The following is a 24,947-nucleotide window of genomic DNA, read 5'->3' as shown; positions in this document are numbered from 1 at the left end:
AAAAAAGCTGGGATGACTTATTACAGGGGAGAAATTATAGCTTTATAATAGAAAATCCAAATTTTATCTGAAAAAAGAACATAATGTTAATGGTTTGGCATTCGTTTCAAATTTGTATTTTAGATCAAGCCCCAAATTATATGCACCAGCTGATTATACAATACGCTTTCTTACTTGCAATTATTCTGTTCGTGGTAATGCTCGCACAAAAAATCCGTGTGGCATATCCTATTTTATTGGTAATGGCAGGTTTAGCCTTAAGTTTTTTACCAGTACTTCGTAATATTGAGATTGAACCAGAGCTCATATTTATAATCTTTTTACCTCCATTGCTGTATGAAGCTGCCTGGAACACTTCATGGAAAGATTTCTGGAAGTGGCGTAGGGTAATCAGCAGTTTTGCTTTTCCAATTGTTATTCTTACTTCTAGTATTGTTGCGCTAATTTCTCAAAGCCTGATTCCAGGTTTTACATGGGCCCTGGGCTTTTTGTTGGGTGGTATTATTTCTCCACCAGATGCGGTATCGGCATCAGCCATACTTAAAAATGTTAAAGTGCCTAAAAGGCTCACCACAATATTGGAAGGCGAAAGTTTACTAAACGATGCATCCAGTTTAGTGGTGTTCCGCTTTGCTTTAGCCGCAGTAATGACTGGAAGTTTCGTGTTTAGTAAGGCTGCTGGTAATTTTGTAATTGTTATTGTAATGGGCATTTTGGTAGGAATTGTAGTAGCCTTAGTTTTTTATGCTTTGCATAGATGGTTGCCAACCACTACAAATATTGATATTATCCTTACTTTTTTAACGCCCTATGTAATGTATATAACTGCAGAAGAGTTTGAGTTTTCTGGCGTATTGGCTGTAGTGAGCGGTGGCTTGTTTCTTTCGGCCCGGAGAGACCAGATTCTTACCCACCGGAGCAGGTTACAGGGGGTAAATGTTTGGGAAGCTGTAGCTTTTGTGCTGAATGGTTTTGTTTTCTTGTTAATTGGCTTAGAGTTTCCGGTGATTATTCGTGGTTTGGGCAACGATGGGCTTTTACCAGCTATCCGTTACAGTGCCATTATTTGCACGGTTTTAATTGTTACGAGGTTAGCCAGTACCTATGGTGCTTTGTACTTTACGCGTTTCATTAGTCGTTATATTACCACTGCCGATCCTAATCCAAGTTTGAAGGCACCCTTGCTTTTTGGCTGGGCAGGGATGAGAGGAGTGGTTTCCCTGGCTGCAGCGCTTTCTATTCCGGTAGCATTAAAATCAGGCGAAGCTTTTCCTCAGCGTAACTTAATCTTGTTTATCACTTTTAGTGTAATATTGGTTACTTTAGTTTTGCAAGGTTTAACATTACCAGCATTGATAAAATGGGTAGATATGCCCGATCCGGATTATACCGTTCCTTTCGAGCAACAAAAACAAATGGTGAGAAAGAAATTATCCATGTTATCGCTTAAAATTCTGGATGAAAAGTATCACGATGCCTTGTTGCATAACGATATGATCAGATCGATAAAAATTCGGATTGAGGCAGAAATGGAATTATTGAGAGATTGGGAAAAAGTAGAAAACATTTCAAGGTCTGACGGCTTTTATCACGACTATCGCATTGCACTTGAAGATATTATGGCTGAGCAGCGTATTTTATTGAAAGGACTAAATAAAAAAGAGCAGATTAATGATGAGCTGATTCGAGAACAATTAGAGCTGCTTGATCTGGAAGAAGAAAAACTTCGCAGGCATTTTAGTCATCGGGATATATAAAATACGCTTGTAATGCACTAAAACCGGCTAGTTGATTTTGTGTGTAAAACTTGCCACATCAATAGCTGAAATGGTTAAAATATAATGATATATTTGCTAATTAATTTAGTAATCATGTCGGTAAAGGTTAATATTACTTCAAAAGGAATACAAAAGGTACTCAAAAACTATAATGAAAAGCAAGCCATTGCGGAGTACATTTGGAATGGTTTTGATGCCAATGCGAACACCATACGGGTAGATTATGTAGCCAATTCGCTTGGCCTTTTAGCGCAGTTAACCATTGCTGATAATGGTTATGGAATTAATTCTGATCGCTTACAACAAAAGTTCGATCCGTTCTTCGAATCTGAAAAATCCATTCAGATTGTAGCGCCAAAGCATACCTCAAAAATGCATGGCCGTAATGGAGTAGGGAGGCTTACTTTTTTTACTTTTGCGCATGATGCCGTTTGGCACACCACTTACCAATCAGAACAAGGGTTTCGTTATGGCGAAATACACATTAGCACTGGTGGTTTAAATAGTTATAGTCACGATTTTACCGCCGCTCCAAGCAGTTCTGGCGAGACTGGAACAACTGTTTCATTCACTAATCTGAAAATCAGTCAGCAAGATATAGAAGAAACGGTAATCCCTTTTCTGATAAACGAATTCTGTTGGTTTATTGAATTGAACAGGCACAAAAACTATTCAGTTATTGTAAATGGCAAAGCATTGGATTTTAGCAGCAATGTTAAAACTTTAGAAGAGTTTAATCTTTTCTATCCCGATACAGCCGTTACTTTTAAGATTAAATACGTTCATTGGAAAGAAAACCTGCATAAGGAACTGTCTAAATATTATTTCTTGGCCGGTGGTGAAGAAATTTATAAAGATTACACCACCCTAAATAAAAAGAGCGACGATTATTTCCATAGTGTATATATCGATAGTGATTTTTTTCGTGATTTCGATTTTAAGAGTTTCGAAAATGAAGGACAGGTGGCCATATTTGGTGCGGCTAAATCTTCAGTCGAATATCGGTTTCTAATTAAAGCGTTAACGGAATATCTTAAAAGTAAACGTAAACCATTTTTAAAAGAATATGCCAATCGCCTCATTGAAACTTACGAGCAGGATGAAATATTTCCGGTTTATGCTACCGAAAGAGAAAAAGAATTAAGGAAACCAGCGCTGGTTAATTTAATTAAGGCATTATATGAAGTAGAACCTAAATTGTTTAGTAGTTTGAATACCGATCAGAAGAAAACTTTTGTGCGCCTGATCGATCTTTTAATGCGCGCTAACCTGCATGATGAGATTTTTGAAATGTTCAATGGCATTATCGAATTAGAGGCCGAAGAGCATGATGAGCTATTGCAATTGATAAAAGACCTTGAACCAGCGAAAAATTAGATTGATACTAGTAAGTAATTTAGTAATTTGTTGCCGATAAAAAGAGCTTAGATGAAAAGATACCTATTATTGATCAGTATTTTACTAATTAATATCACATTATTATCTGCACAGGATAAAAAGCATAATCTCAATATTGTTTTTATCGGTAATAGTATCACGCAAGGCGTCCAGATTGCCAATGCTGCTGATGCTCCGCCCGCTATAGCCGTAGCTTATTTGCTTAAGCAAAAAGGAATAAACGAAGTTAAATTCAGCAATCAGGGACATAGCGGCTACACCACTCTCGATTTTTTACCCAGTGCTGGCCGTACTTTTAACAAAGTTGAAGAAGCAGCTAATGCATTTACCGATAAAGAGGCGTTGCTGGTTTTTTCGTTAAAGCTTGGTACCAACGATAGTGCTATAAAAGGACCGCATGGCGCTCCGGTTTCGCCTGACCGATATATTGAAAATGTAAAAACTATTGTGGATAAGCTATTGGCCGATTTTCCTAAGGCCATTGTTGTGCTGCATCATCCTATATGGTATAGCACCACCACCTATAATAGCTCAAAATATATGGAAGAGGGCTTGTTGAGATTACAGACTTACATTCCAAAAATTGATAGCCTGGTTTCAAGTTATAGTTTAACCAAACCTAAACATGTTTTTGTGGGAGATAAAAAAGCATTTGGTTATTTTAAAAAGCATCACCTTACCGAGTTGATTCCTGAAAAGGGGCAAGCGGGTACTTTTTACCTGCATCCAAATAAATTAGGCGCCGCATCTTTAGGCGAATTTTGGGGCAAGGCAATTGAGCGGGTAGTGAAAAAGAATTTTTAAGTCCCTGCCTTGCTGTTCATTTTAATAGATTACTAAAAATCAAGTAAATCTTTTCCGTGGAGCCCTTTAGCCAGCTCGAAATATTAGATAAACTAAAAAGTTATTTAATTTAAACCGTTGGTATGAGCATAATAATACCCGTATAGTCATTTAAAAACCCCTTCTTTATTGTTTTTTGCGCATAATTAGTTGCGATTATTCACAAAACTTGTGATTTTAATATTATATAATCATTTTTATAGCGGCAGTTTAGTTGTTACCCCATTTTATGAAGATCATTTATTGTTAAATCTTACTGTTTTTCTATGAACGAGCAGCTAGGATATTTTGAAACAGACACTCCCTTAAAAATTTACGGGCTGAGCGAAAAATCGGTAACAATTACATTTGGAACGGCAATCGATAACGATTTGCTGGGCCTGATTACTGATTTTAACCAATTGTTGCTGCAAAATCCTTTTTCTGGTTTAATTACCACTGTTCCAGCTTATACTACATTAACTGTTTTTTTTGATCCCTTAAATGTGATGTTGTCAGATCTTCCGGGACAGGTTTGTTTCGACAAGGTATCAGCACATTTAAATAAAATTGCACATATAAAAAGAGAAAAATCAAGGATAACAGCTGATAAGCTGATTATTCCTGTATGTTATGGTGGCGATTTCGGACAGGATCTTTTAACGGTAGCCCGCACAAACAAGCTTAGCGAAACTGAGGTAATTGATATACATACTGCCAGGCAATATATTGTTTTTATGATCGGCTTTGTGCCAGGTTTCGCCTATATGGGCGGAATGGATGCCAGGTTATCAACCCCGAGAAAAGAGGTTCCTAATGCTAAAATACCTGCCGGATCTGTAGGTATTGCAGGGAATCAAACGGGCATTTATCCTATGGAAACACCTGGTGGATGGCAGATTATTGGAAGAACGCCATTAAAGATATTTGATGTAAACCGTTTACATCCATCATTTTTAAAGGGAGGTGATGTGATTACTTTTAAAGCCATTAGTATAAAGGATTTTAATGCTTATGCTGAAATATGAGTATGAAAATCAGTATCATTAAGCCGGGTTTATTAAGCACCGTTCAAGATATGGGGCGGTACCGATACCTTTCGCAAGCTGTACCTGTATCGGGCGCTATGGATGAGCTGGCCCACCGATTAGCGAATAAAGCAGTTGGTAACGATGATAACCATGCTACCATTGAGTTTACCTATGCCGATGCGTCATTTAAAGCTGAAACACCTATTCTAATTTCTTATTCTGGCGATGGTGCCTGCTTAGTTTACAATAATGAATTAATGCCTGCAGAAAAGCCATTGTTTTTTCCGGCAGGTTCTGTTATAAAGTTAATCCATAATGCAATTGGGGTGCGTACCTATTTGGCTATTGCTGGTGGATGGGATGTACCTGATGTAATGGGAAGTAAAAGCACTTATCTTACTGCTGCTTTTGGGGGCTTTAAGGGGAGGGCATTGCAAAAGGCAGATGTTTTGATCGGCGGTGCTATTAATACCGAAGTATCAATAAGAATATTAGAACAATTAATCAATAGGTCGTTAACTTACCCAAATTGGCGCATTTCGCGGGAAAGTTTACTGCCAGAGAAAAGACAAACCATTAGAGTTGTTCTTGCAAACGAAATCAGTTGGTTCGACGCAACATCCATTATCTCATTTTTAACCAATTTTTATACCATTGATAGAAGGAGTAATCGCATGGGCTATCATTTATTGGGAAAGCCTTTGGTGAGAAAAGTTAAAAAGGAATTGCTCAGCACGGCAGTAACACCTGGCGTTATCCAGGTAACGGGAAGTGGCGATTTGGTTATACTCATGGCCGACTGTCAAACAACAGGTGGTTACCCGCGTATTGCACATGTTGCAGCGGTCGATTTGCCTTTATGTGCACAGCTTAAACCTGGTGATGCCATTCGCTTTTCCGAAATTTCGAGAGATGAGGCAGAAGCGCTTTACTTTGAACGGGAACGCGATTTATCATTGATTACCACGGCAATAAGCCTTAAATATATTAAAACATGAAAACGATCGATCTTAATTGCGACATGGGAGAAGCATTTGGGAATTATGCCATGCCCAACGATGAAAAACTGATGGACTATATTTCATCAGCAAATATTGCCTGCGGCTTCCATGCCGGCGATCCGGCTGTAATGCAGCAAACTGTAGCTTTAGCCTTAAAAAAAGGAGTAACCATTGGTGCACACCCTGGTTTACCCGATCTGCAGGGCTTTGGTCGTAGAGAAATGAAGATTACCCCGAATGAGGCCTATCAGCTTACTTTATATCAAATTGGTGCATTAAGCGGTTTTGTAAAAGCTGCGGGGAGTAAATTGCATCATGTTAAGGCGCATGGTGCACTATATAATATGGCTGCAAAAGATGTCGCCCTGGCAAAAGCCATTGTACAGGCCGTTTACGATTTCGATCCGGGTTTGATCCTATATGCTTTAGCAGGAAGTAAGATGATCGATGAAGCTGAAAAAAAGGGTATTGTAACCGCATCAGAAGTTTTTGCCGATCGAATTTATCAGGATGATGGTTTACTTACGCCTCGGTCAGCAGGCAATGCTTTAATTACCAATGAAGAAGATGCCATTAATCAGGTATTGGGATTTGCTTTAAACCAGAAAGTAAATAGTACAAATGGAAACCGCATTGCGGTTAAAGCCGAAACAGTTTGTTTGCATGGCGATGGCGAACATGCTGTTGCTTTTGCTAAATTAATAGCTGAACGGTTACAAAAGGAAGGCATCGCAATTAAAGCCCCAGCAATATGAAGCCAAAATACAATTGGAGTGTACTTTTAGGGGCAGCTTTTTTAATGGCTTCATCAGCCATTGGCCCTGGATTTTTAACACAAACTGCAGTTTTTACCCAGCAGTTAGGGGCAAGTTTTGCGTTTGTGATATTGTTATCTATCATATTAGATGCCATTGCACAATTAAACATCTGGCGGATTATTGCTGTTGCCGATAAACCTGCACAAGATATAGCCAATAAGGTATTTCCAGGTTTAGGATATTTTATTTCTTTCCTGGTATTTTTGGGTGGTTTGGCTTTTAATATTGGTAATATTGCTGGCGCTGGCTTAGGACTCAATGTATTATTCGGTATTAGTGTTGGGCAGGGGGCTGTAATAAGCGCAATTATGGCAATAGGGATCTTTATTTACAAAGAAGCCGGCAAGGCAATGGATGTTTTTGCCAAAACCATGGGGCTGATTAAAATTATACTCGCCTTAATTATTGCCTACACCAGTTCTCCGCCATTGGCAGAAGCCGCATTAAGGGCAGTAAACCCCACACAGTTTAGTTTTACGGCAGTTTTGACTATAGTGGGTGGAACAGTGGGCGGTTATATCACTTTTTCGGGCGCTCACCGCTTATTGGATGCCAGGCAAACTGGGATCCAGAACTTAGGTGCTGTAAATAAAGGTGCATTAAGTGCCATCGGATTGGCATCTATTATGCGCTTATTATTATTTATTGCCGCTTTAGGGGTAGTAAGCAAAGGTTTTACTTTAGATCCGTCCAATCCAGCTGCTTCGGTTTTTAAATTGGCCAGCGGCGAAATAGGGTATAAGATTTTTGGCGTAGTAATATGGGCTGCGGGGATTTCTTCTGTTGTGGGCTCAGCCTATACCTCCATCTCCTTTATTAAGAGTTTTCACCCACTGATATTAAAGTTTAACCGTGAGATTATCATTGCCTTTATATCCATCTCCTGCATTATTTTTATCCTTATTGGTAAACCCGTTAAAATACTGCTTACCGTAGGTGCTATTAATGGTTTTATTTTGCCTATTGCACTAGGTATTATGCTTATTGCGGCCTATAGAACTAAAATTATCGCAAATTATAAACAACCACTTTGGTTAACCTTAACAGGTTTAGCTGTGGTATTAACCATGGTTTGGATGAGTTATGGCACCATTATACAAATGATAAAAGGAGAATAAATCTTTATACAATGAGTACGATTACCAAATATTTTTGCTTTTTCTTCCTATTAAGTGCTACCTGTTTTGCACAGCAGGGTACAAATCCCGTAGCCGTTGAACCTGGAGTTTCGCTTGCACTGGCAAGTTCCAGAAGTGCAGCTATAAGTAATATTCAATATAAGCTTCACTTTAACATTCCAGCAGAACAAACAACGCCAATTTATTCAACTGAAAATATTGATTTTAAACTAAATAGGTTAATTTATTTGCAGGTCGACTTTAAGCAGCATTTAGAACTTATCAAACGAATATCGGTTAATGGAAAAACGATACCGATTGATTTTAAAGCCGAACATATCTTAGTAAAACAAGAATATTTAAAAATAGGTGCTAATCATATCGAGATCGGGTTTATTGCGGGTAACGAATCATTAAATCGAAACAAAGATTTTTTGTATGCACTTTTTGTTCCTGATCACGCCAGAACGGTATTCCCTTGCTTTGATCAGCCGGATTTAAAAGCTAATTTTTTACTTTCGTTAACCGTTCCAACTGATTGGAAGGTAATGGCTAATGCTGCTAAAAAAGATTCGCTTGTGCAGGGGAATTCTACCACCTATCATTTCAATAATTCGGATAAACTACCCACTTATTTATTTTCCTTCACTGCCGGTAAATACACACTGGTAAATAGGGAAATAAAAAATAATAAAATGGAATTTCTGCACCGCGAAACCGATTCAGCCAAAATTAAGCTCAGTGTGGATTCTGTTTTTTTAGCACATCGAGATGCGCTTGATTTTTTGGAAGACTGGACAGCGATAAAATATCCTTTTCAAAAAATAGGTTTTGTCAGCATTCCAGATTTTCAGTTTGGTGGTATGGAACACCCTGGGGAGGTACAATATAAAGCATCAGCATTGTTTTTAGATCAAGGTGCAACCAAAGATCAGTTCATTTCGCGCTCTAACCTGATTTCGCATGAAACGGCACATATGTGGTTTGGCGATCTGGTTACCATGAAATGGTTTAATGATGTTTGGATGAAAGAGGTTTTTGCCAATTTTATGGCCGATAAGGTAACCGAAAAATTAATGGGCAAAAGTACTTTCGACCTTAAGTTTTTACAAGATCATTATCCGGCAGCTTATGGGGTAGATAGAACACTGGGTGCTAATCCCATTCGCCAGCAATTAGATAACTTACAGGAAGCTGGATCGATGTATGGCAATATAATTTACCATAAAGCACCGATCATGATGCGTCAATTGGAATTATTGATGGGGAAACAGAATTTTCAGCAGGGTATAAGGGAGTATCTGAAAAAATACAGTTATAGCAACGCTACATGGAATGATTTGATTGCCATTTTAAGTAAATACAGCAAAAGTGATCTTCATAGTTGGAACAAAGTTTGGGTAAATGAACCTGGCAGACCGGTTTTTAGCTATGATATTAAATACCATGGAGATAAAATAAGCGGTTTAAGTTTAAACCAAAGCAGTGAGATGGGACAGCCACGGGTATGGCCACAATCTTTTACGGTTAAGCTGGTTTACCCAACAGAGAGTAAGATTTTGGTTGTAAATGCTAAGCTTGCTAAGACAGATTTAATTGAAGCAAAAGGTCTTCCAAAACCACAGTATATTTTATTTAATGCAAACGGTGCGGGGTATGGCCTTTTTCCGATTGACAAAGAGATGATGGCAAATCTTTATGGTCTTGCTGACCCGTTAGAACGGGCATCGGCCTATATCAATGCCTATGAGAATATGCTTTCGGGCAAAAGCACCAAGCCTGAAGAACTTTTGGCTGTATTTTTACAAGGATTATCGGTTGAGAAAAACGAGATGAACCTCAGGTCAATTACTGGATACCTCTCCAATATTTACTGGACTTTTCTTACCGCTGAAGCACGGAATGCAATGTATGAAAGCATGGAAAAAACAATATGGAATGCAATGGAGCAACAACAAACGCAAAATAACAAGAAGATTTTGTTCAATGCTTATCAAAATGTATATCTGAGTGCGGATGCGGGAAAACGCATGTATAATATCTGGCTCAAACAAACCGCACCAAATGGAATTAAATTGTTAGAAGATGATTATAGCGCGTTAGCTTTAACACTGGCCCTTAAAACAGATACTGCAAATACGATCTTAAAAGATCAGTTAGCACGCACCAAAAACGAAGACCGTAAAAACCGGCTGATTTATTTAATGCCTGCATTATCATTAGACGTTAAGGAAAGAGATAATTTTTTTAATGGTTTAAAAGACCGGAAAAACCGCCAGAAAGAGGGCTGGGTAACTACGGCTTTATCTTACCTGCATCATCCAATCAGGCAAAAAACATCCATCCATTATCTGAAAGAAAGTTTAGATTTATTGGAAGAAATACAGAAAACAGGGGATATATTTTTTCCGCAATCGTGGTTGGCGGCTACATTTTCGAGTTATAACAACAAAGAAGCAAATGCAGTTGTACAGGATTTCTTAAAATCACATCCTGTCTATAATCCAAAACTAAAGGATAAAATTTTGCAGACTACAGATAACCTTCGCCGGGCACAGATTATTGTATATTAACTTTAATATAAATAAATTTGTTACATGGAGGTTTAAGAAGAATTTATACTTTTGTCGCGAGAGCGTTAATTTAGATTGAAAGGGGTAAACATGAATTTGTTTGCCCTTTTCTTCTTCTATTAATCGTAACGTCATGCTGAACTTGTTTCAGCATCTTTTCCGCTGTTAAGACCATGGAATGATTACCTTCGGTGAACTCGCTAATGCTCGGTTCAGGGTGACGGTACGGCAAGAAGATGAATTTACATTTATATGCCGGTTAAATGTCTTTTAAGATAAAAAAAACTAAAATTAGATCTACAATCGGCCTTTTAATTAAAAGATTCGGTTTCGTTGTTCAGATCGTTCAATAAACCATTCAATAAAATATCTCTTTTATCTTCAATTGAAGAATCATCCTGGATAAAAACGGTAAGGTTCGTGTTTTCTGTTGTTTGAGGTTGCATATAAGGCTGCGGTTTATGTTTGTCAATTAAATGTCTACAATTATCTAACGTCGATTTTCGAATATAGTTTGTAACTTTTTTATTCGAACTTGTGATGTCTCAATTGGGCATGGTATAAATCAATATTGACCAAACATTGGGCTAGTATTTAGGTTATATCTTTTAGGACAAAACAAATTCTATTAATCTGGGAACCGATGAAACACTACGACGCAATAATTATAGGCGCAGGTCAGGCAGGCACTCCTTTGGCCAAAAGGCTTGCCGAAGCAGGCAAAAAAACAGCGATTATAGAAAAAAGGTATGTTGGCGGTACGTGTATTAATGATGGTTGTACACCAACAAAAGCAATGGTCGCTTCGGCAAGGGCAGTGTATCAAGCCAAAAAAGCAACTGAACTGGGCGTAGAAGTTGGAGCAATCAAAATTGATTTTGAAAAGATAAAGCAACGGAAAGACGATATCGTAAACCAGTTCAGGTCATCATCAGAAAAGGGCCTTAAAAATACCAAAGGACTTGAGCTTATATTTGGAACGGCCAGTTTTAGTGCTGAAAAAGAACTAACTATTTCGCTAAACAATGGCGGTGAAGAAAAAGTAACCGCCGAATGGATTTTTATCAATACGGGTGCAAAAACTACCATACCGGATATTGAAGGGTTAAAAGAAATTGATTATCTTACATCGACAACAATTTTAGATCTTAAAACTGTTCCAGAACACCTATTGGTTATTGGCGGAAATTACATCGGGCTTGAGTTTGGACAAATGTTTAATCGATTTGGCAGTAAAGTAACCATTTTGGAAAAATCATCAGGCATATTAGCTAGAGAAGATCAGGATATCTCATCAGCACTTACTAAAATTTTAACCGACGAAAATATCGAGCTGATCACTAATGCTAAAATCAATAAAATAGCGCAGGATAAAAAACAGATTAGCATTACGCTGGAGTCTGGGAAAATCGAGAAAAAAATAACTGCGAGCCATGTGTTGGTAGCCGCAGGCCGTACGCCTCAGACCGCAGATTTAACCCTTGAAAACTGTGGCGTAAAATTGGATGACAAAGGGCACATTCTTGTTAATGAAAAACTCGAAACCAATATTAAAGGGATTTATGCGCTCGGTGATGTAAAAGGTGGGCCTTCATTTACACATATTGCTTATAACGACTATACCATCGTTTACCGGAACCTAATGGAAGGCACAAATTATTCTATTCGCGATCGGCCGGTGCCCTATTGCATGTTTACCGACCCTCAGCTTGGGCGGATAGGTATTTCTGAAAAAGAAGCAAAAGAAAAGAAATTGAATTATAAAGTTGCCGTTCTGCCCATGTCGAATGTTGCGCGCGGTATTGAAACAAACGAAACTTTAGGACTGATGAAAGCAATTGTCGATGCAGGTAGTAAAAAGATACTGGGAGCTGCCATCCTGGCCGCAGAGGGTGGAGAAATCATGTCTGTTCTTCAAATGGCAATGGAAGGTGATATTACTTACGATAGAATCAGATATTGTGTATTTGCACACCCTACTTATTCCGAATCGTTAAATAATCTATTTATGAAAATCGATATCTAAATATGATCGAATTAAAAGGCATAAGTAAGAAATTTGGTGATGCCCAAGCGGTAAATAAAGTCTCTTTTGAGGTAGAAGAAAAGGAAACGCTGGTATTGTTGGGCACTAGTGGCTGTGGCAAAACCACCACGCTAAAAATGATCAACCGGTTAATCGAGCCAGATGCAGGCGGGGTTTTTATCAATGGCAAGGATATCACCAATCAAGATCCTGATATTTTACGAACAGGAATTGGTTATGTAATGCAGAATATTGGGCTTTTTCCACACTATACCGTCGCAGAAAATATTGCCGTTGTGCCGAAGCTTTTAAAATGGGATAAGGAAAAAATTAAAGTCCGAACGCAGGAGCTGATCAAAAAACTCCATCTTCCTGAAGATAGTCTGTCTATGTTTCCACATGAGCTTAGTGGTGGGCAGCAGCAGCGTGTAGGCCTTGCCCGTGCTTTGGTTACAGACCCTTCTGTATTGTTAATGGACGAACCTTTTGGTGCTTTAGACAACGTTACCCGAACCAGTATCCAAAAAGAATTTAAAGGATTAGAAGAACTAAAAAGGAAAACCATCGTAATGGTTACCCACGATGTTCAGGAAGCTTTTGAATTGGCAGATCGCATTTGCTTAATGGATAAGGGAAAAATCATCCAGATTGGAACACCCAAAGAATTGCTTTATCAACCGATAAATGGTTTTGCAAGGAAATTTTTAAGCGGACAAAGGTTAGCCCTTGAATTTAAAGTAGTTAAAATACAGGATATATGGTCTTATTTACCTAAAGTAACACTACAGGATGGAAAAAGCCTGTCTGCCGATTTGAATGTATGGGATGCGATGGAATTGCTGCGAAGTTCTGATAGAAGTGAACTTTTGGTTTCTGGTGCCAATAAAGAAAGCAAAGCCATTAATTTCGAACAGTTAACCAAAGCATTTAACCAATTTCAAAACACGCAGGTACATGAATGAGCAACAGCAAACTTTATGGCAGTTTATGCACGAGCAATCTGATAAATTGTTTGCTCAAACCCTGCAACATGTTGGTTTAACCTTTATTTCCTTACTTTTTGCCATCGCCATTGGCTTACCATTGGGCATATTGATTGCCAGAAAAAGAAAACTTTCAGGAACGGTTTTAGGGATTGCCGGCGTATTACAAACGGTTCCAAGCATTGCCTTATTGGGTTTTATGATCCCTGTTTTAGGGATTGGTGCGAAACCTGCAATTGTGGCGCTGCTGATATATGCCTTGTTACCGATTATCCGCAATACCTATACAGGCATTATTGGCATCGATCAATATGTTAAAGAAGCCGCCAGGGCAATGGGCATGAGCAAAAGTCAGATTTTGCTGAAGGTTGAGTTGCCATTGGCTATGCCCGTTATTTTGGCGGGTATCCGTACTGCAACAGTAATTAATGTTGGCGTGGCCACATTGGCTTCTTTTATTGCCGCGGGTGGATTAGGGGAGTTTATTTTTGGGGGCATTTCGCTCAATAATACAAACATGATCTTAGCTGGAGCTATTCCTGCTGCGTTATTGGCCATTATTCTCGATGCTTTACTTTCACTGGTACAGAAAATGGATTTTAAGAAGCTCAGAAAAGCATTGTACGTTTTGCCAGTTGCAATTTTAATTTTAGGTGGCTTTTATGTACTTCCATCGGCTTATGGTTCTACTTTAACCGCCGGATTTACGCCTGAATTTATGGGCAGACAAGATGGTGATCTTGGATTGAAATCTATCTACGGCTTAAAAATCCATACCATTGTAATCAGCGATGCGATAATGTACAAGGCCGCTTTTTCAAAAGAATTGGATGTAATTAGCGGTTATTCTACCGATGGACGTTTGAAAGCCTTTGATCTAAAGATTTTAAAAGACGATAAAGTCATTTTTCCGCCTTATTACGCTGCACCAATAGTTCGGAATGAAGCTTTTAAACAATTTCCAAAGCTGGAAGAAACATTAAATCTGTTAGCAGGTAAAATAACTGATTCAGTAATGACCGATCTTAATTACAGAACAGATTACCTCCACCAAACACCAGAACGTGTGGCAAAGGATTTTCTTATCAGTACTGGTTTGTATAAAGCACCAAAAAACGGACATAACGGTGTAGTGAGGATAGGCTCAAAGATTTTTGGTGAGCAATATATTCTGGCCGAAATGTACAGCATATTGATCAAAGGGAATACCGATTATGAGGTATCTACCAAAACAGGACTTGGCGGAACAAAAATCTGTTTTGATGCACTGATGAATGATCAGATCGATTTTTATCCCGAATATACCGGGACGGGTTTATTGGTTTTATTGCAACCGGATCCAAAAATTGCTAAGGAAATGGCGCACGATAAAGATAAAACTTATGATTATGTGTACACCGAATTTGAGAAAAAGTTTAAGATCAAATGGCTTAAACCTATAGGTTTTAATAATTCTTATGCTTTAATGATGCGGCAAAAACAATCAAAAGATCTGAATGTTAATACCATCACAGATCTTAAAAACTATCTAGATAAAAATTAATGACACTGGTAGAAGAATACTTGCAGATCAGGAAATACTCTGAACAAATTTGCGAACCATTGCAAACAGAAGATTATGTAGTACAGCCTGTCGCTGATGTAAGTCCACCGAAGTGGCATTTGGGACATACCAACTGGTTCTTTGAAACCTTTATATTAAAGCCGTTTTCTGTTAATTATCAGGTATATAACGATGAGTATAATTTCGTTTTTAATAGTTATTATGAAACGGTTGGTAATCGGGTAATCCGGACAGATCGTGGTAATTTAAGTCGACCGAGCGTAAATGAAATTTACCAGTACAGGGCTTATGTAGATGAAGCCATGGTGAAATTCCTGGCCACTACACTAACAGATGAAGTAAAAGAACTGTTGATTTTGGGTTTTAACCACGAACAGCAGCACCAGGAACTTTTACTTACCGATATCAAGTACATTTTAGGAAACAACCCGCTTTTTCCAGCCTATTCAAAAAACCAAAAAGAAGTTTTAACCATACGTGAAACAGAACCTGGCTTTATTAAAATTTCAGAAGGAATTTATGAGATCGGTTACAATGGAGCAGATTTCAGCTTTGATAATGAATTAAACAGGCATAAAGTTTACTTACACGATTTTTCAATCAGTAAAACATTGGTCAATAATGCAGAATTTATCGAATTCATTCGTGCAGGCGGTTATGAAAATTTTAATTTCTGGCATGCTGAAGGATGGGATTGGGTAAAAAACAATAACATTAATGCACCTATGTACTGGCATTTAATAGACGGAAAATGGTTTAATTATACTTTAGCTGGTCTTTTACCTATTGATTTAACCGCACCGGTAAGCCACATCAGCTATTACGAGGCCTATGCTTTTGCAAGCTGGAAAGGCATGCGTTTACCAACTGAATTTGAGTGGGAGATAGCAGCAGAACACTTTAAATGGGGCGAACGATGGGAGTGGACTGAAAGTGCTTATTTGCCTTATCCCGGTTTTAGTAAAGCGCCGGGAGCCATTGGCGAGTACAATGGGAAGTTTATGGTTAACCAAAAAGTGCTACGCGGTGCATCAATTGCCACGCCCGAAAATCATTCACGTATTACCTATAGAAATTTCTTCCACCCACATTTAAGGTGGCAATATACAGGCATCCGATTAGTAAAATAGTATAGATATGACCACCACCACTATCGAAACAACAACAGACAACAAAACACAGTTCCTTCAAGAAACCTTAGCAGGCTTACACTCCGAACCAAAATTTATGCGCTCTAAGTATTTTTACGATGCTACCGGAGACCGTATTTTTCAGCAGATTATGGAAATGGAGGAATATTATTTAACCAATGCAGAAATGGAAATCCTGCAATACCAGGCCAACCAGATTTCTCAGGCGATATCAGCCGATGGAAGCGCTTTTGATTTAATTGAACTGGGTGCCGGAGATGCAACAAAATCCATTCACCTGCTAAAATCACTGTTGGATAGTCAGTTGGAATTTAGTTATTTTCCGATTGATATTTCCGCGCATGTAATTTCAGATCTGGAAGAAAATTTGCCTAAAAAACTTCCTGGATTGGATATGAAAGGTTTAAATGGCGATTATTTTAATATGCTTAAAAAGGCCACAGAATTATCCAGCCGCAGAAAGGTTGTACTTTTTATGGGCGCAAATATCGGGAACATGAATATAGACGATGCCGGAAAATTCTGCTCGTCATTAAAAAAACTGCTTTCTCCTAAGGATTTGTTGATCATTGGATTCGACCTGAAAAAAAATCCTCAGCAGATTCTTTCTGCCTATAATGATAAAGGCGGAATTACCAGATCATTTAACCTCAATCTACTTCATCGCATCAATAAAGAATTAGAGGGCAATTTCGACCTGAATAATTTTGAGCATTATGCCAGTTACGATCCAGCATCTGGAGCCTGTAAAAGTTACCTCATCAGTTTAAAAAAACAGATTGTGAATATTGGTCAAAATGCCATTCATTTTGCAGAAAACGAGCATATTTTTATGGAAATATCACAAAAATATTCGCTTAATGATATCGATCAGCTTGCAGAAAAAACCGGATTTAAACCGCTTAAGCGTTTCTTCGATCAACATCAGTATTTTGTAGATGCCATTTGGAAGGTTGACTAGCTGCGGTTATCCAAAACCTGGAGCAGTTGATTTAAATCTTCTTCTGTATTATAAAAGTGAAACGAAATCCTTGTGCCTGCTCCTCGCGGTGAGCAAAGGATTTTGGCTGATGCGAGTTTGTCAACTGTTTTTTGATCCAATGGCATGCTCATAATGGTAGATTGATATTTTCGCTCCAATGTCCAATCTGGAATTAAGCCTCTCGAATTTAATGCTAGCCTGGCTTTATTGGAAATTGCCTGTGTGGTTTTTTCAATCCAATCGAAACCAATTGAGCCAAGCTTATTTAAACTCTCGTTTAATGTGCCAAAATTTAAAGTGTCTAAATGCCCCGGTTCGAAACACATAGATAGGTGGTCTTTGCCCTTTAAAAATGGGGCAGTAGGCAACTCGGCCAGTTTGTTTCTGCTGTATATTGCATCTTTCATACGATCGGAAAGAAATGCATAACCGTTTCCGTATCCAGCCAAAAGCCATTTGTAACCGCTCCCAATCAAAGCATCCAGGCCAGATTTTTCAAAGTTAAAATTTGTTGTACCTAAAAATTGAGTGCCATCACCGATCAACAAAAGATCAGGGTATGTAGCTTTTAATTTCTGGATAAATTCATCATCCATCCTTAACCCACTAATGTACTGTACCATACTAAATGCCAGCACAGTAGGTTTAAATTTTTCAATGGCAATGATGATATTTTCTTCTAACTTTTCATCAATGGCTATGCTATGGTATTTAAAACCCATACTGATTACAGGATAACTCACAGATGGATATTCCTCTTCCAATAATAGAAAACGATGGTTTTTGTCCAAGCCACTCAATAAAGTATTAAAACCTACTGAAAAATTCTGAACCAGATAGGTGTTCTCGGATTTTGAAATGAAAAGTTTAGCAATGTTATTTCTGAGGTCGGTAATGATCGGCAGATTTTCCATTCTGAAAATACTTCCTCCGGCTATAAAGTCTTGATCATGTTTAGTTCTCCATTCTGCCAGATTGGTAGATAAAATGCCAGAATTAGCAGTATTGAGATAGGTATATGCTGTGAGGATCGGAAAAGATAGGTTCATGCCCAAATTTAAAAGAATTGTGCATTAAAAAAATAAATGCTGCCACCGAAATTGATTTTTATACAAACCTATGAGAATCACGTTTGTTAGGATAATACAATCTGCTAAGGTTATTATGGAAAATCAAACATCAATACTGGTTACGGAACTTAAAAAATTATTAAATGGGGGTGGAGCACATGTAGGGTTTAAAGATGCTGTTGCCAATTTGCCTTTTAATCTTCTTGGCGAAAAGCCCTATAATTTACCCTATAGTATTTGGCAATTGGTAGAACACATCAAAATTGCCCAGTGGGATATGCTCGAATTTAGTAAAGATGGATCACATCGATCGCCAAAATGGCCAGACGAATATTGGCCTAAAGAACTGGCGCCTAAGGATGAACAGGCCTGGAACAATACACTAAAACAGATTGATGCTGATTTGAAAGAATTTATTGCTTTGTTAGATTCTTCAGATGTATATGTGCCCATTCCTCATGGCGATGGACAAAGTATATTACGCGAAGCCTTACAGATTGCCGATCATAATGCTTACCACATTGCCGAAATTGTAGTCATCAGGCGTTTATTGGGCGCTTGGAAAAGTTAAGGGAAATTGTCTCATTTGGGCCTGTACTTTGCCGCTTATACGGCCCGTTACTATTGTTTTAATCCGCTAAATTTAACTATGCGTTCTTATGATAATTGATTAAAATAAAGAAATTATGTTACAAAACTCAAAAGCATTCAGCTCATTTTCTGTAGACGATGTACAGAAAGCAAAAGATTTTTATCAAGGCATATTGGGTATCGAAGTTAAAGATAACCCGATGGGCGTAATAGAATTGGTTATTTCCGGATCAGCAAATGTATTACTTTACCCAAAGCCAAATCATGTTCCGGCAACTTTTACAGTACTTAATTTTCCTGTCGAAAATATAGATCAAGCGACCGACGAACTTATTGCTAAAGGAATAAAGTTCGAGATTTACAATGAAGAATACTTCAAAACGGATAGTAAAGGCATCTCCCGGGGAAACGGAGGGCCAAACATTGCCTGGTTTAGAGATCCTGCAGGCAATATTCTGTCTATTTTGGAAACCAATTAGGCCGTGCAATACTTCCGAAGTTAGCCAGGAGTATTGCCATTGGCGCAAACTTCGGAAGTTTTGCTATTAGCTTAAAAGCTCAAAACATTGATAGGCAATTTCATATTCTTCGTTGGTTGGAATAACGAGGATTTTTACTTTAGCGCTTGCCTTGTTAATTTCTTTCAATTCTCCATTATAGGCTGTATTTTGATTTGGATCTAATTCAATACCTAGATAATTCAGCTCCGAACATACAGATTCACGCATATTACTGTCGTTTTCGCCTACACCAGCGGTAAATATGATTGCATCTATACCATTTAAAATTGCCGCATAAGCACCAATAAATTTCTTGATCCTGTAGGCATACAGTTTTAGTGCTAAAATTGCAGCCGCATTGCCTTCGCTTACCATTTTTCTGATGTCGCGCATATCGCTCGAGCCACCCACACCTAACAGTCCTGATTGTTTGTTAACCAGGGTACTCAACTGTTCTAAAGTATATCCGGAATGCTCCATTAAATGGAAAATAACCGATGGATCGATATCTCCAGAACGTGTGCCCATCATTAATCCGCTTAAGGGACCAAATCCCATACTGGTATCGATCGATTTACCATTTTTAATGGCAGTAATGCTGCAACCGTTGCCCAGGTGGATACTAATGATTTTTGTATCAACTTTATTTAACCATTTGTTGGCCTGCTCACTTACATATTTGTGGCTGGTGCCATGAAATCCATACACCCTGATACCATGTTCTTTGTAATACCATTCCGGAATGGCATAACGATAGGCCTGTTCTGGTATGGTTTGATGAAATGCCGTATCGAAAACGGCAATTTGTTTAGCGTTTACAAAAGTCTGTTCGGCTACTTCAATACATTTATAATTAACCGGATTATGTAGTGGGGCAAGGGAAAACAGCTTTTTGATCTGATGTTTTACATCATCGGTAATAATAGTCGGCCCGGAAAAATGTTCACCTCCATGTACTACTCTATGGCCAACAGCTGCAATATCTTCAGGGCTGGCTATTACCGCGTATTCTCCCTCAGTTAGTAAAACTAAAACCTGTTTTAAGCCTTCGCCATGGTTAGCAATAAAACCTGATTGTTCAATGTTATACTTTTCGTTATTGCGATAAACTGTATGTTTAATAAACGAGCCTTCAATGCCAATACGCTCTACCAGACCGCTGCAAACCGGAGCTTTTTCTGGCATGTTAAAAAGCTGATATTTTAAGGAACTGCTTCCCGAGTTGATTACTAAAATGTTCATATTAAATGTCTTGGCATTGAATCGCTGTAATTACAACGGTATTAAAAATATCATCTACAGTACAACCACGGCTTAAATCGTTTATTGGTTTGTTTAAGCCCTGTAACATTGGGCCAATGGCCAATGCGCCGGTTTCGCGCTGTACGGCTTTATAGGTGTTGTTGCCGGTATTTAAATCGGGGAAGATCAATACACTTGCTCTTCCTGCTACCTCAGAGCCTGGTAATTTTTGTTTACCTACAAGTGGATCTACAGCAGCATCATACTGTATCGGCCCTTCAATTTTTAATTCCGGATGCCTTGCTTTAACGATGGCAGTGGCTTCTCTTACGCGCTCCACATCTTCACCTTCGCCTGATGTACCAGAAGAATAAGATAACATGGCAATGCGTGGCTCAATGCCGAATTTGGCGCTGCTTTCTGCTGATGAAATTGCTATTTCTGCCAGTTGTTGGGCAGTAGGATTGGGGTTAACCGCACAATCTCCAAATATGGCCACCCGCTCTGGCAGGCACATAAAGAAAATGGATGAAACCACTGATACACCTGGTTTGGTTTTAACAAACTGTAAAGCAGGTCTGATGGTGTGCTGAGTGGTATGAACCGCACCCGAAACCATCCCATCGGCATCGCCTTTATATACCATCATGGTTCCGAAATAAGAAACATCGGTCATCATATCTCTGGCCATTTCGAGGTTTACATTTTTGGCTTTCCGCAGTTCATGTAAGGTATTTACATAGTCATTGTAATGAGCCGATTGGCCTGGATTATGTATTTTTAAAGTATTGGTATCCAGATTTAATCCAAGTCTTTTAATCGTGTTGGTAATTTCGGCTGGATCGCCTAAGAGCGTGATGTCTACAATATCCTGGGTAATGAGTTTCTCTACAGCCTTTAAAATGCGTTCGTCATTTCCTTCCGGTAAAACAATATGTTTTTTATCACGCTTGGCCCATTTAACCAGTTGGTATTGAAACATATGTGGCGTAATTCCCTGATAGCTAAAAGTGATAATTTTATCATCAAGCGCTTTAATGTCGACATATTTTTCGAAAAGCTCTATTGCGACTGCAATTTTCTTCTTGTTTTCGATTGTAATTTTGGAGTGGATACCACCAATGGTTGTTGTGGTTTCGAAAGTTCCTTTTTTAACCGCTATTATTGGAATAATGGTTTGCAAACCTTCAATCAATTTAATAATCGGCTCATCTGGTAAACTGCCTGCGGTTAAAACAATACCTGCAATTTTTGGGTAATTGGCCGATAAGTTGGCCTGTAGTGCGCCAATAATGATATCACCACGATCGCCAGGGGTAACAATAAGCAGGTTATCTTTTATGTGCCTTAAAAAATTAGGAAGCATCATAGCGCCGGTCACAAAATTATCAACCTGGTTATCCAATAGTTCGGATCCAAAAAGTACCTCACCACCTAGTGCCAAAGTAATTTCTTTCATGGTTGGACTTTGCAGGCCTGTTTCAGTAGGGATAACGGCGATAAGTAATTCGGGTGGCAATTGATTTGTTAAAGCTTGTTTAATACGGTCTGCCTCCTCTGGATTCACCATATTGGCCACCACGCCTAATACCTGCACATCTCGCAACAGGAAGTTACGGTAAATGTTGATGGCCGATTTAAAAAGCTGACTTGCTGTTTTGTTCTTTCCCGATACCACTATTAAAACAGGTGCGCCTAAGTTTTTGGCCATTAAGGCATTCGATTCGAACTCAAATGCCATGCCTTCACCTAAAAAATCGCTTCCTTCAATTACCGTGAAATCGTAATTATCTTCCAGTTTTTTATATTTACTGATAATGGTATTGATAATTGCGCCACTATCTTCTGCTTGGTGCAGCATTTCTTGCCGGGTAAAGGCAAAAGCATCCTCATACTTAACAGGGAGTGAGAAATAATCCAACATGGCTTCTACATGTTCATCTTTTTTATTTTGATCATCTTGCGCAATAATGGGTTTAAAATAACCTACTTTTTGGGTTTTAGCCAATAACATATTGATCATTCCGAAAGCAATTACTGATTTTCCGGTATAGGGTTCGGCTGAAGCAATGAATATATTTTTAGTCATAAAAAAGGGGCAATGTATACGAATAACCAATTGCGCCCAATATAGTTGGAAATATCTATTTTAAAAACTAAAAGAGGTTAAGTTTTTAATTGCCTGATTAGAAAACCGGAGTCGGCTATTTCGACAGCCATAAATAGGAAGGGTATGAATTAGATGTCAGGAACCAGTTTAATAGATAGTGAGTGTTTCGATTACTTATGTTGCGATTCAAATTAGCCCCTTCTTGCCAATGGCGAAGCTGTAACAGCTAAATTGAATCATTTTTACGCATTTGATTCAATCAATAACTTTAACATTTTTAGCCTGTGTATAAGTGGCAGGTTCACTTTTGCATCAGGATTAAGCTTTAAAGGCATAAAATGACTTTCCAGAAAATGGGCATAATCGGTAATTACGGTAGCCTGATTCAGATAAATTGGAACCTCTTGTTTTCCGGCCTGAGTAAAAAAATCTTCTAACTGCTGTATTTCTTGGATGGTCATACCGCAAAGTTATCATTCTATTTTGAGCAGATCGAAATAATTTTTTTAGCAGGTGGTATCTGCCTAATGGTCAATCATAATGATTTTTAAAATTGTCCGTTTATCTCAAATTTATTCCTTTGCTAAGAATTTTAGTTTAAATTTGTTTTCCCTAATAATTGTTTTAGTATTCTAATCGCATTGAAAGAGCATGAACAATAGTGAAATAAAAAGAGATATCTCCCGTTCAGATGTGATTCAGGGTATTTCATCACTTAAAAAAGAATATTGCCGAAAAGAGACTGCGTGGCACCGGGATTGGAAATTGGCTTTCCCGCCATCATTTAGAGAAGTTGCTTTTTATGATGCAGCCAATGCCGATATCCATCGTGCTGATGTATTTACCCCATCCGGTTATACCATCGAATTTCAAAATTCTCCGATCACATTGGCCGAGCTTAATAGCAGAGAGGCATTTTATCCAAATTTAGTATGGGTATTGAATGGCAAAAAATTTAAGGGATTTAAAATATTGAAACATTTGCCTGATGTGGATGATCCAAAGCTCAAGGATTATGAATTTTGTCATTCCGATCACCTTTCGATGGTTAGGAAATCAGAGGTAATGCAGGGGCTGCACAATCCAAAAATACTTAATTTTTATCATCCTGAACTTCAGGGTATTAAGCTTACCTCAAACCTTTATTCTTTTTGTTGGAAACAGCCACATAGTGTATGGTATTTAGCTACCGCAAAAATAATTGTAGACTTGGGAGGGCATTTTTTATATGAGCTAAAGCAGCGTAAACAATTAAACGGAAATTATCCATACCTGAAAATGTTAAGTAGGAAAACTTTTATCGATTGGCATACCCCTCCAGAGCTTTAATTATGACCTTCGAAAAAATAAATTCGGTAATTAAGGATAAGATCAGGAGAAGTCAAAAGTGAAAGAAAAAGTAGCGTATTAAATCCCTTTATCTTAAGAAATTTAATACGCTAACTGCATTATTTCATACTGTCGTTAATTTTGTTGATCATCACCAAATGGCTTTGAACTATTGGTGCTGTTTTAGTGGCAAATGCCTTAAGATCTGCATCTTTAGCATCTCTTAATTCATCTTCCATTAATTTTAGCGTAGATTTATGGCCATTTACCATGGCATCAACATAAGCTTTGTCAAAATCTGCACCTGTTTTTTTACTCAGGTCATCCATTTTTTTCTTGTGCTCATCGTCTACAGTGCTTGGTAGGGTAATGTTTTTTTGTTTTGCAATGGCCATTAATTCGGTGTTTGCCATGCCGTGGTCTTTTACCATCATGGTTGCAAATTCTTTAACCTGCGGATTACTGCTTTTTTCGAGGGCCAGTTTTCCTAGTTCTACTTCAGCCATCCCCCCAACCGCTGCTTGGGTAGTAAACTTCGCATCAGCTTCATCTACTGCAATTCCACCGGTGGCAACCGCATTAGTAGAACTGTTTTTAGCCATGTTTAAACTGTCGGCACTTTCTTTGGCATCCTTATTTCCTCCGCTGCAGGCTTGGAATGCTAATGCAGAAATGGCCAATAAATAGATTAACTTTTTCATATACTTTGTTTTTTGTTGTATCTACTTAAACATGTTTTAAACTAAAAGGGTTTTAAGCTTTTAAAATAATCGGGTGTAGTAAAGGCCAGATGCTCAGCTGAGTAAGCCGGTTATGGTGGTAGAAGCGATGGATCAGGTTTAAGATTTACTAATTCTTAT

The 24,947-nt window shown here is 38.3% G+C and carries 22 protein-coding genes; 16 read left to right on the top strand and 6 right to left on the bottom strand.

The window, feature by feature from the left end; genetic code table 11:
- Positions 1-140 precede the first annotated feature (140 nt).
- From AC1RJ8_RS09265 to AC1RJ8_RS09230, 8 genes are all read left to right on the top strand, one after another.
- Positions 141-1,757, top strand: coding sequence for a Na+/H+ antiporter (locus tag AC1RJ8_RS09265; RefSeq protein ID WP_492953362.1), 1,617 nt, complete (start codon positions 141-143; stop codon positions 1,755-1,757).
- An 84-nt stretch (positions 1,758-1,841) separates the two neighbouring features.
- Positions 1,842-3,155 (top strand): ATP-binding protein, encoded by a 1,314-nt coding sequence (locus AC1RJ8_RS09260; RefSeq protein ID WP_492953363.1) that lies wholly within the window; start codon positions 1,842-1,844, stop codon positions 3,153-3,155.
- 51 nt (positions 3,156-3,206) lie between these two features.
- On the top strand, positions 3,207-3,980 hold the full coding sequence (locus AC1RJ8_RS09255) for a GDSL-type esterase/lipase family protein (RefSeq protein WP_492953364.1): 774 nt from the start codon (positions 3,207-3,209) through the stop codon (positions 3,978-3,980).
- 305 nt (positions 3,981-4,285) lie between these two features.
- Positions 4,286-5,026: a 5-oxoprolinase subunit PxpB gene (pxpB, locus tag AC1RJ8_RS09250; protein ID WP_492953365.1), complete on the top strand. Its 741-nt coding sequence runs from the start codon at positions 4,286-4,288 to the stop codon at positions 5,024-5,026.
- 2 nt (positions 5,027-5,028) lie between these two features.
- Complete coding sequence (locus AC1RJ8_RS09245) at positions 5,029-6,027, top strand: 5-oxoprolinase subunit C family protein (RefSeq protein ID WP_492953366.1); 999 nt, start codon at positions 5,029-5,031, stop codon at positions 6,025-6,027.
- Positions 6,024-6,785, top strand: coding sequence for a 5-oxoprolinase subunit PxpA (locus AC1RJ8_RS09240; RefSeq protein WP_492953367.1), 762 nt, complete (start codon positions 6,024-6,026; stop codon positions 6,783-6,785). Before AC1RJ8_RS09245 ends, AC1RJ8_RS09240 begins: the two co-directional genes overlap by 4 nt.
- Positions 6,782-7,966: an NRAMP family divalent metal transporter gene (locus AC1RJ8_RS09235; protein ID WP_492953368.1), complete on the top strand. Its 1,185-nt coding sequence runs from the start codon at positions 6,782-6,784 to the stop codon at positions 7,964-7,966. Before AC1RJ8_RS09240 ends, AC1RJ8_RS09235 begins: the two co-directional genes overlap by 4 nt.
- Positions 7,967-7,977: 11 nt before the next feature.
- Positions 7,978-10,539 carry a M1 family metallopeptidase gene (locus tag AC1RJ8_RS09230; RefSeq protein ID WP_492953369.1) on the top strand — a complete coding sequence of 854 codons (2,562 nt, stop codon included), beginning with the start codon at positions 7,978-7,980 and terminating at the stop codon, positions 10,537-10,539.
- Positions 10,540-10,850: 311 nt separating this feature from the next.
- On the opposite strand, the gene AC1RJ8_RS09225 is transcribed toward AC1RJ8_RS09230, so the two are convergent.
- Positions 10,851-10,985 carry a hypothetical protein gene (locus tag AC1RJ8_RS09225; protein WP_280739890.1) on the bottom strand — a complete coding sequence of 45 codons (135 nt, stop codon included), beginning with the start codon at positions 10,983-10,985 and terminating at the stop codon, positions 10,851-10,853.
- 197 nt (positions 10,986-11,182) lie between these two features.
- Here AC1RJ8_RS09225 and AC1RJ8_RS09220 point away from each other — a divergent pair, with 197 nt between their 5' ends.
- The 5 genes from AC1RJ8_RS09220 to AC1RJ8_RS09200 are packed head-to-tail and all read left to right on the top strand — an operon-like array spanning position 11,183 to position 17,224.
- Positions 11,183-12,565 carry a mercuric reductase gene (locus AC1RJ8_RS09220; RefSeq protein ID WP_492953370.1) on the top strand — a complete coding sequence of 461 codons (1,383 nt, stop codon included), beginning with the start codon at positions 11,183-11,185 and terminating at the stop codon, positions 12,563-12,565.
- Positions 12,566-12,567: 2 nt separating this feature from the next.
- Positions 12,568-13,527 carry an ABC transporter ATP-binding protein gene (locus AC1RJ8_RS09215; protein ID WP_492953371.1) on the top strand — a complete coding sequence of 320 codons (960 nt, stop codon included), beginning with the start codon at positions 12,568-12,570 and terminating at the stop codon, positions 13,525-13,527.
- The gene (locus AC1RJ8_RS09210; protein ID WP_492953372.1) at positions 13,520-15,091 is read left to right on the top strand and encodes an ABC transporter permease/substrate-binding protein; all 1,572 of its coding nucleotides are present in this window, start codon (positions 13,520-13,522) and stop codon (positions 15,089-15,091) included. The genes AC1RJ8_RS09215 and AC1RJ8_RS09210 overlap by 8 nt, the downstream gene beginning before the upstream one ends.
- Positions 15,091-16,242, top strand: coding sequence for an ergothioneine biosynthesis protein EgtB (egtB, locus tag AC1RJ8_RS09205; RefSeq protein ID WP_492953373.1), 1,152 nt, complete (start codon positions 15,091-15,093; stop codon positions 16,240-16,242). The genes AC1RJ8_RS09210 and egtB overlap by 1 nt, the downstream gene beginning before the upstream one ends.
- A 7-nt stretch (positions 16,243-16,249) precedes the next feature.
- Positions 16,250-17,224: an L-histidine N(alpha)-methyltransferase gene (locus AC1RJ8_RS09200; protein WP_492953374.1), complete on the top strand. Its 975-nt coding sequence runs from the start codon at positions 16,250-16,252 to the stop codon at positions 17,222-17,224.
- On the opposite strand, the gene AC1RJ8_RS09195 is transcribed toward AC1RJ8_RS09200, so the two are convergent.
- Positions 17,221-18,294 (bottom strand): aminotransferase class V-fold PLP-dependent enzyme, encoded by a 1,074-nt coding sequence (locus tag AC1RJ8_RS09195; RefSeq protein WP_492953375.1) that lies wholly within the window; start codon positions 18,292-18,294, stop codon positions 17,221-17,223. The two genes, AC1RJ8_RS09200 and AC1RJ8_RS09195, sit on opposite strands and share 4 nt — an antisense overlap.
- A 115-nt stretch (positions 18,295-18,409) precedes the next feature.
- Between AC1RJ8_RS09195 and AC1RJ8_RS09190 the strand changes: the two genes are divergently transcribed.
- Positions 18,410-18,886 carry a DinB family protein gene (locus tag AC1RJ8_RS09190; protein WP_492953376.1) on the top strand — a complete coding sequence of 159 codons (477 nt, stop codon included), beginning with the start codon at positions 18,410-18,412 and terminating at the stop codon, positions 18,884-18,886.
- A gap of 115 nt (positions 18,887-19,001) precedes the next feature.
- A complete protein-coding gene (locus AC1RJ8_RS09185) occupies positions 19,002-19,385 on the top strand; it encodes a VOC family protein (protein WP_492953377.1) in 384 nt (127 codons plus the stop codon).
- Positions 19,386-19,451: 66 nt separating this feature from the next.
- Here the strand turns inward: AC1RJ8_RS09185 and AC1RJ8_RS09180 are convergent, their stop codons facing one another.
- From AC1RJ8_RS09180 to AC1RJ8_RS09170, 3 genes are all read right to left on the bottom strand, one after another.
- Positions 19,452-20,648 carry an acetate/propionate family kinase gene (locus tag AC1RJ8_RS09180; RefSeq protein ID WP_492953378.1) on the bottom strand — a complete coding sequence of 399 codons (1,197 nt, stop codon included), beginning with the start codon at positions 20,646-20,648 and terminating at the stop codon, positions 19,452-19,454.
- Between the two features lies 1 nt (position 20,649).
- Positions 20,650-22,737 (bottom strand): phosphate acetyltransferase, encoded by a 2,088-nt coding sequence (pta, locus tag AC1RJ8_RS09175; protein WP_492953379.1) that lies wholly within the window; start codon positions 22,735-22,737, stop codon positions 20,650-20,652.
- Between the two features lie 263 nt (positions 22,738-23,000).
- Positions 23,001-23,219 (bottom strand): DUF6965 family protein, encoded by a 219-nt coding sequence (locus tag AC1RJ8_RS09170; RefSeq protein WP_029276033.1) that lies wholly within the window; start codon positions 23,217-23,219, stop codon positions 23,001-23,003.
- 190 nt (positions 23,220-23,409) lie between these two features.
- Here AC1RJ8_RS09170 and AC1RJ8_RS09165 point away from each other — a divergent pair, with 190 nt between their 5' ends.
- Positions 23,410-24,087, top strand: coding sequence for a competence protein CoiA family protein (locus AC1RJ8_RS09165; protein WP_492953380.1), 678 nt, complete (start codon positions 23,410-23,412; stop codon positions 24,085-24,087).
- 119 nt (positions 24,088-24,206) lie between these two features.
- On the opposite strand, the gene AC1RJ8_RS09160 is transcribed toward AC1RJ8_RS09165, so the two are convergent.
- On the bottom strand, positions 24,207-24,788 hold the full coding sequence (locus AC1RJ8_RS09160; RefSeq protein WP_492953381.1) for a DUF4142 domain-containing protein: 582 nt from the start codon (positions 24,786-24,788) through the stop codon (positions 24,207-24,209).
- Between the last annotated feature and the right edge of the window lie 159 nt (positions 24,789-24,947).

It is taken from the genome of Pedobacter sp. GW822-FHT03F06 (genome assembly GCF_058801365.1).
Note: the sequence above shows the minus strand (reverse complement) of the source record. Positions and strands in the feature narration are given on the sequence as shown.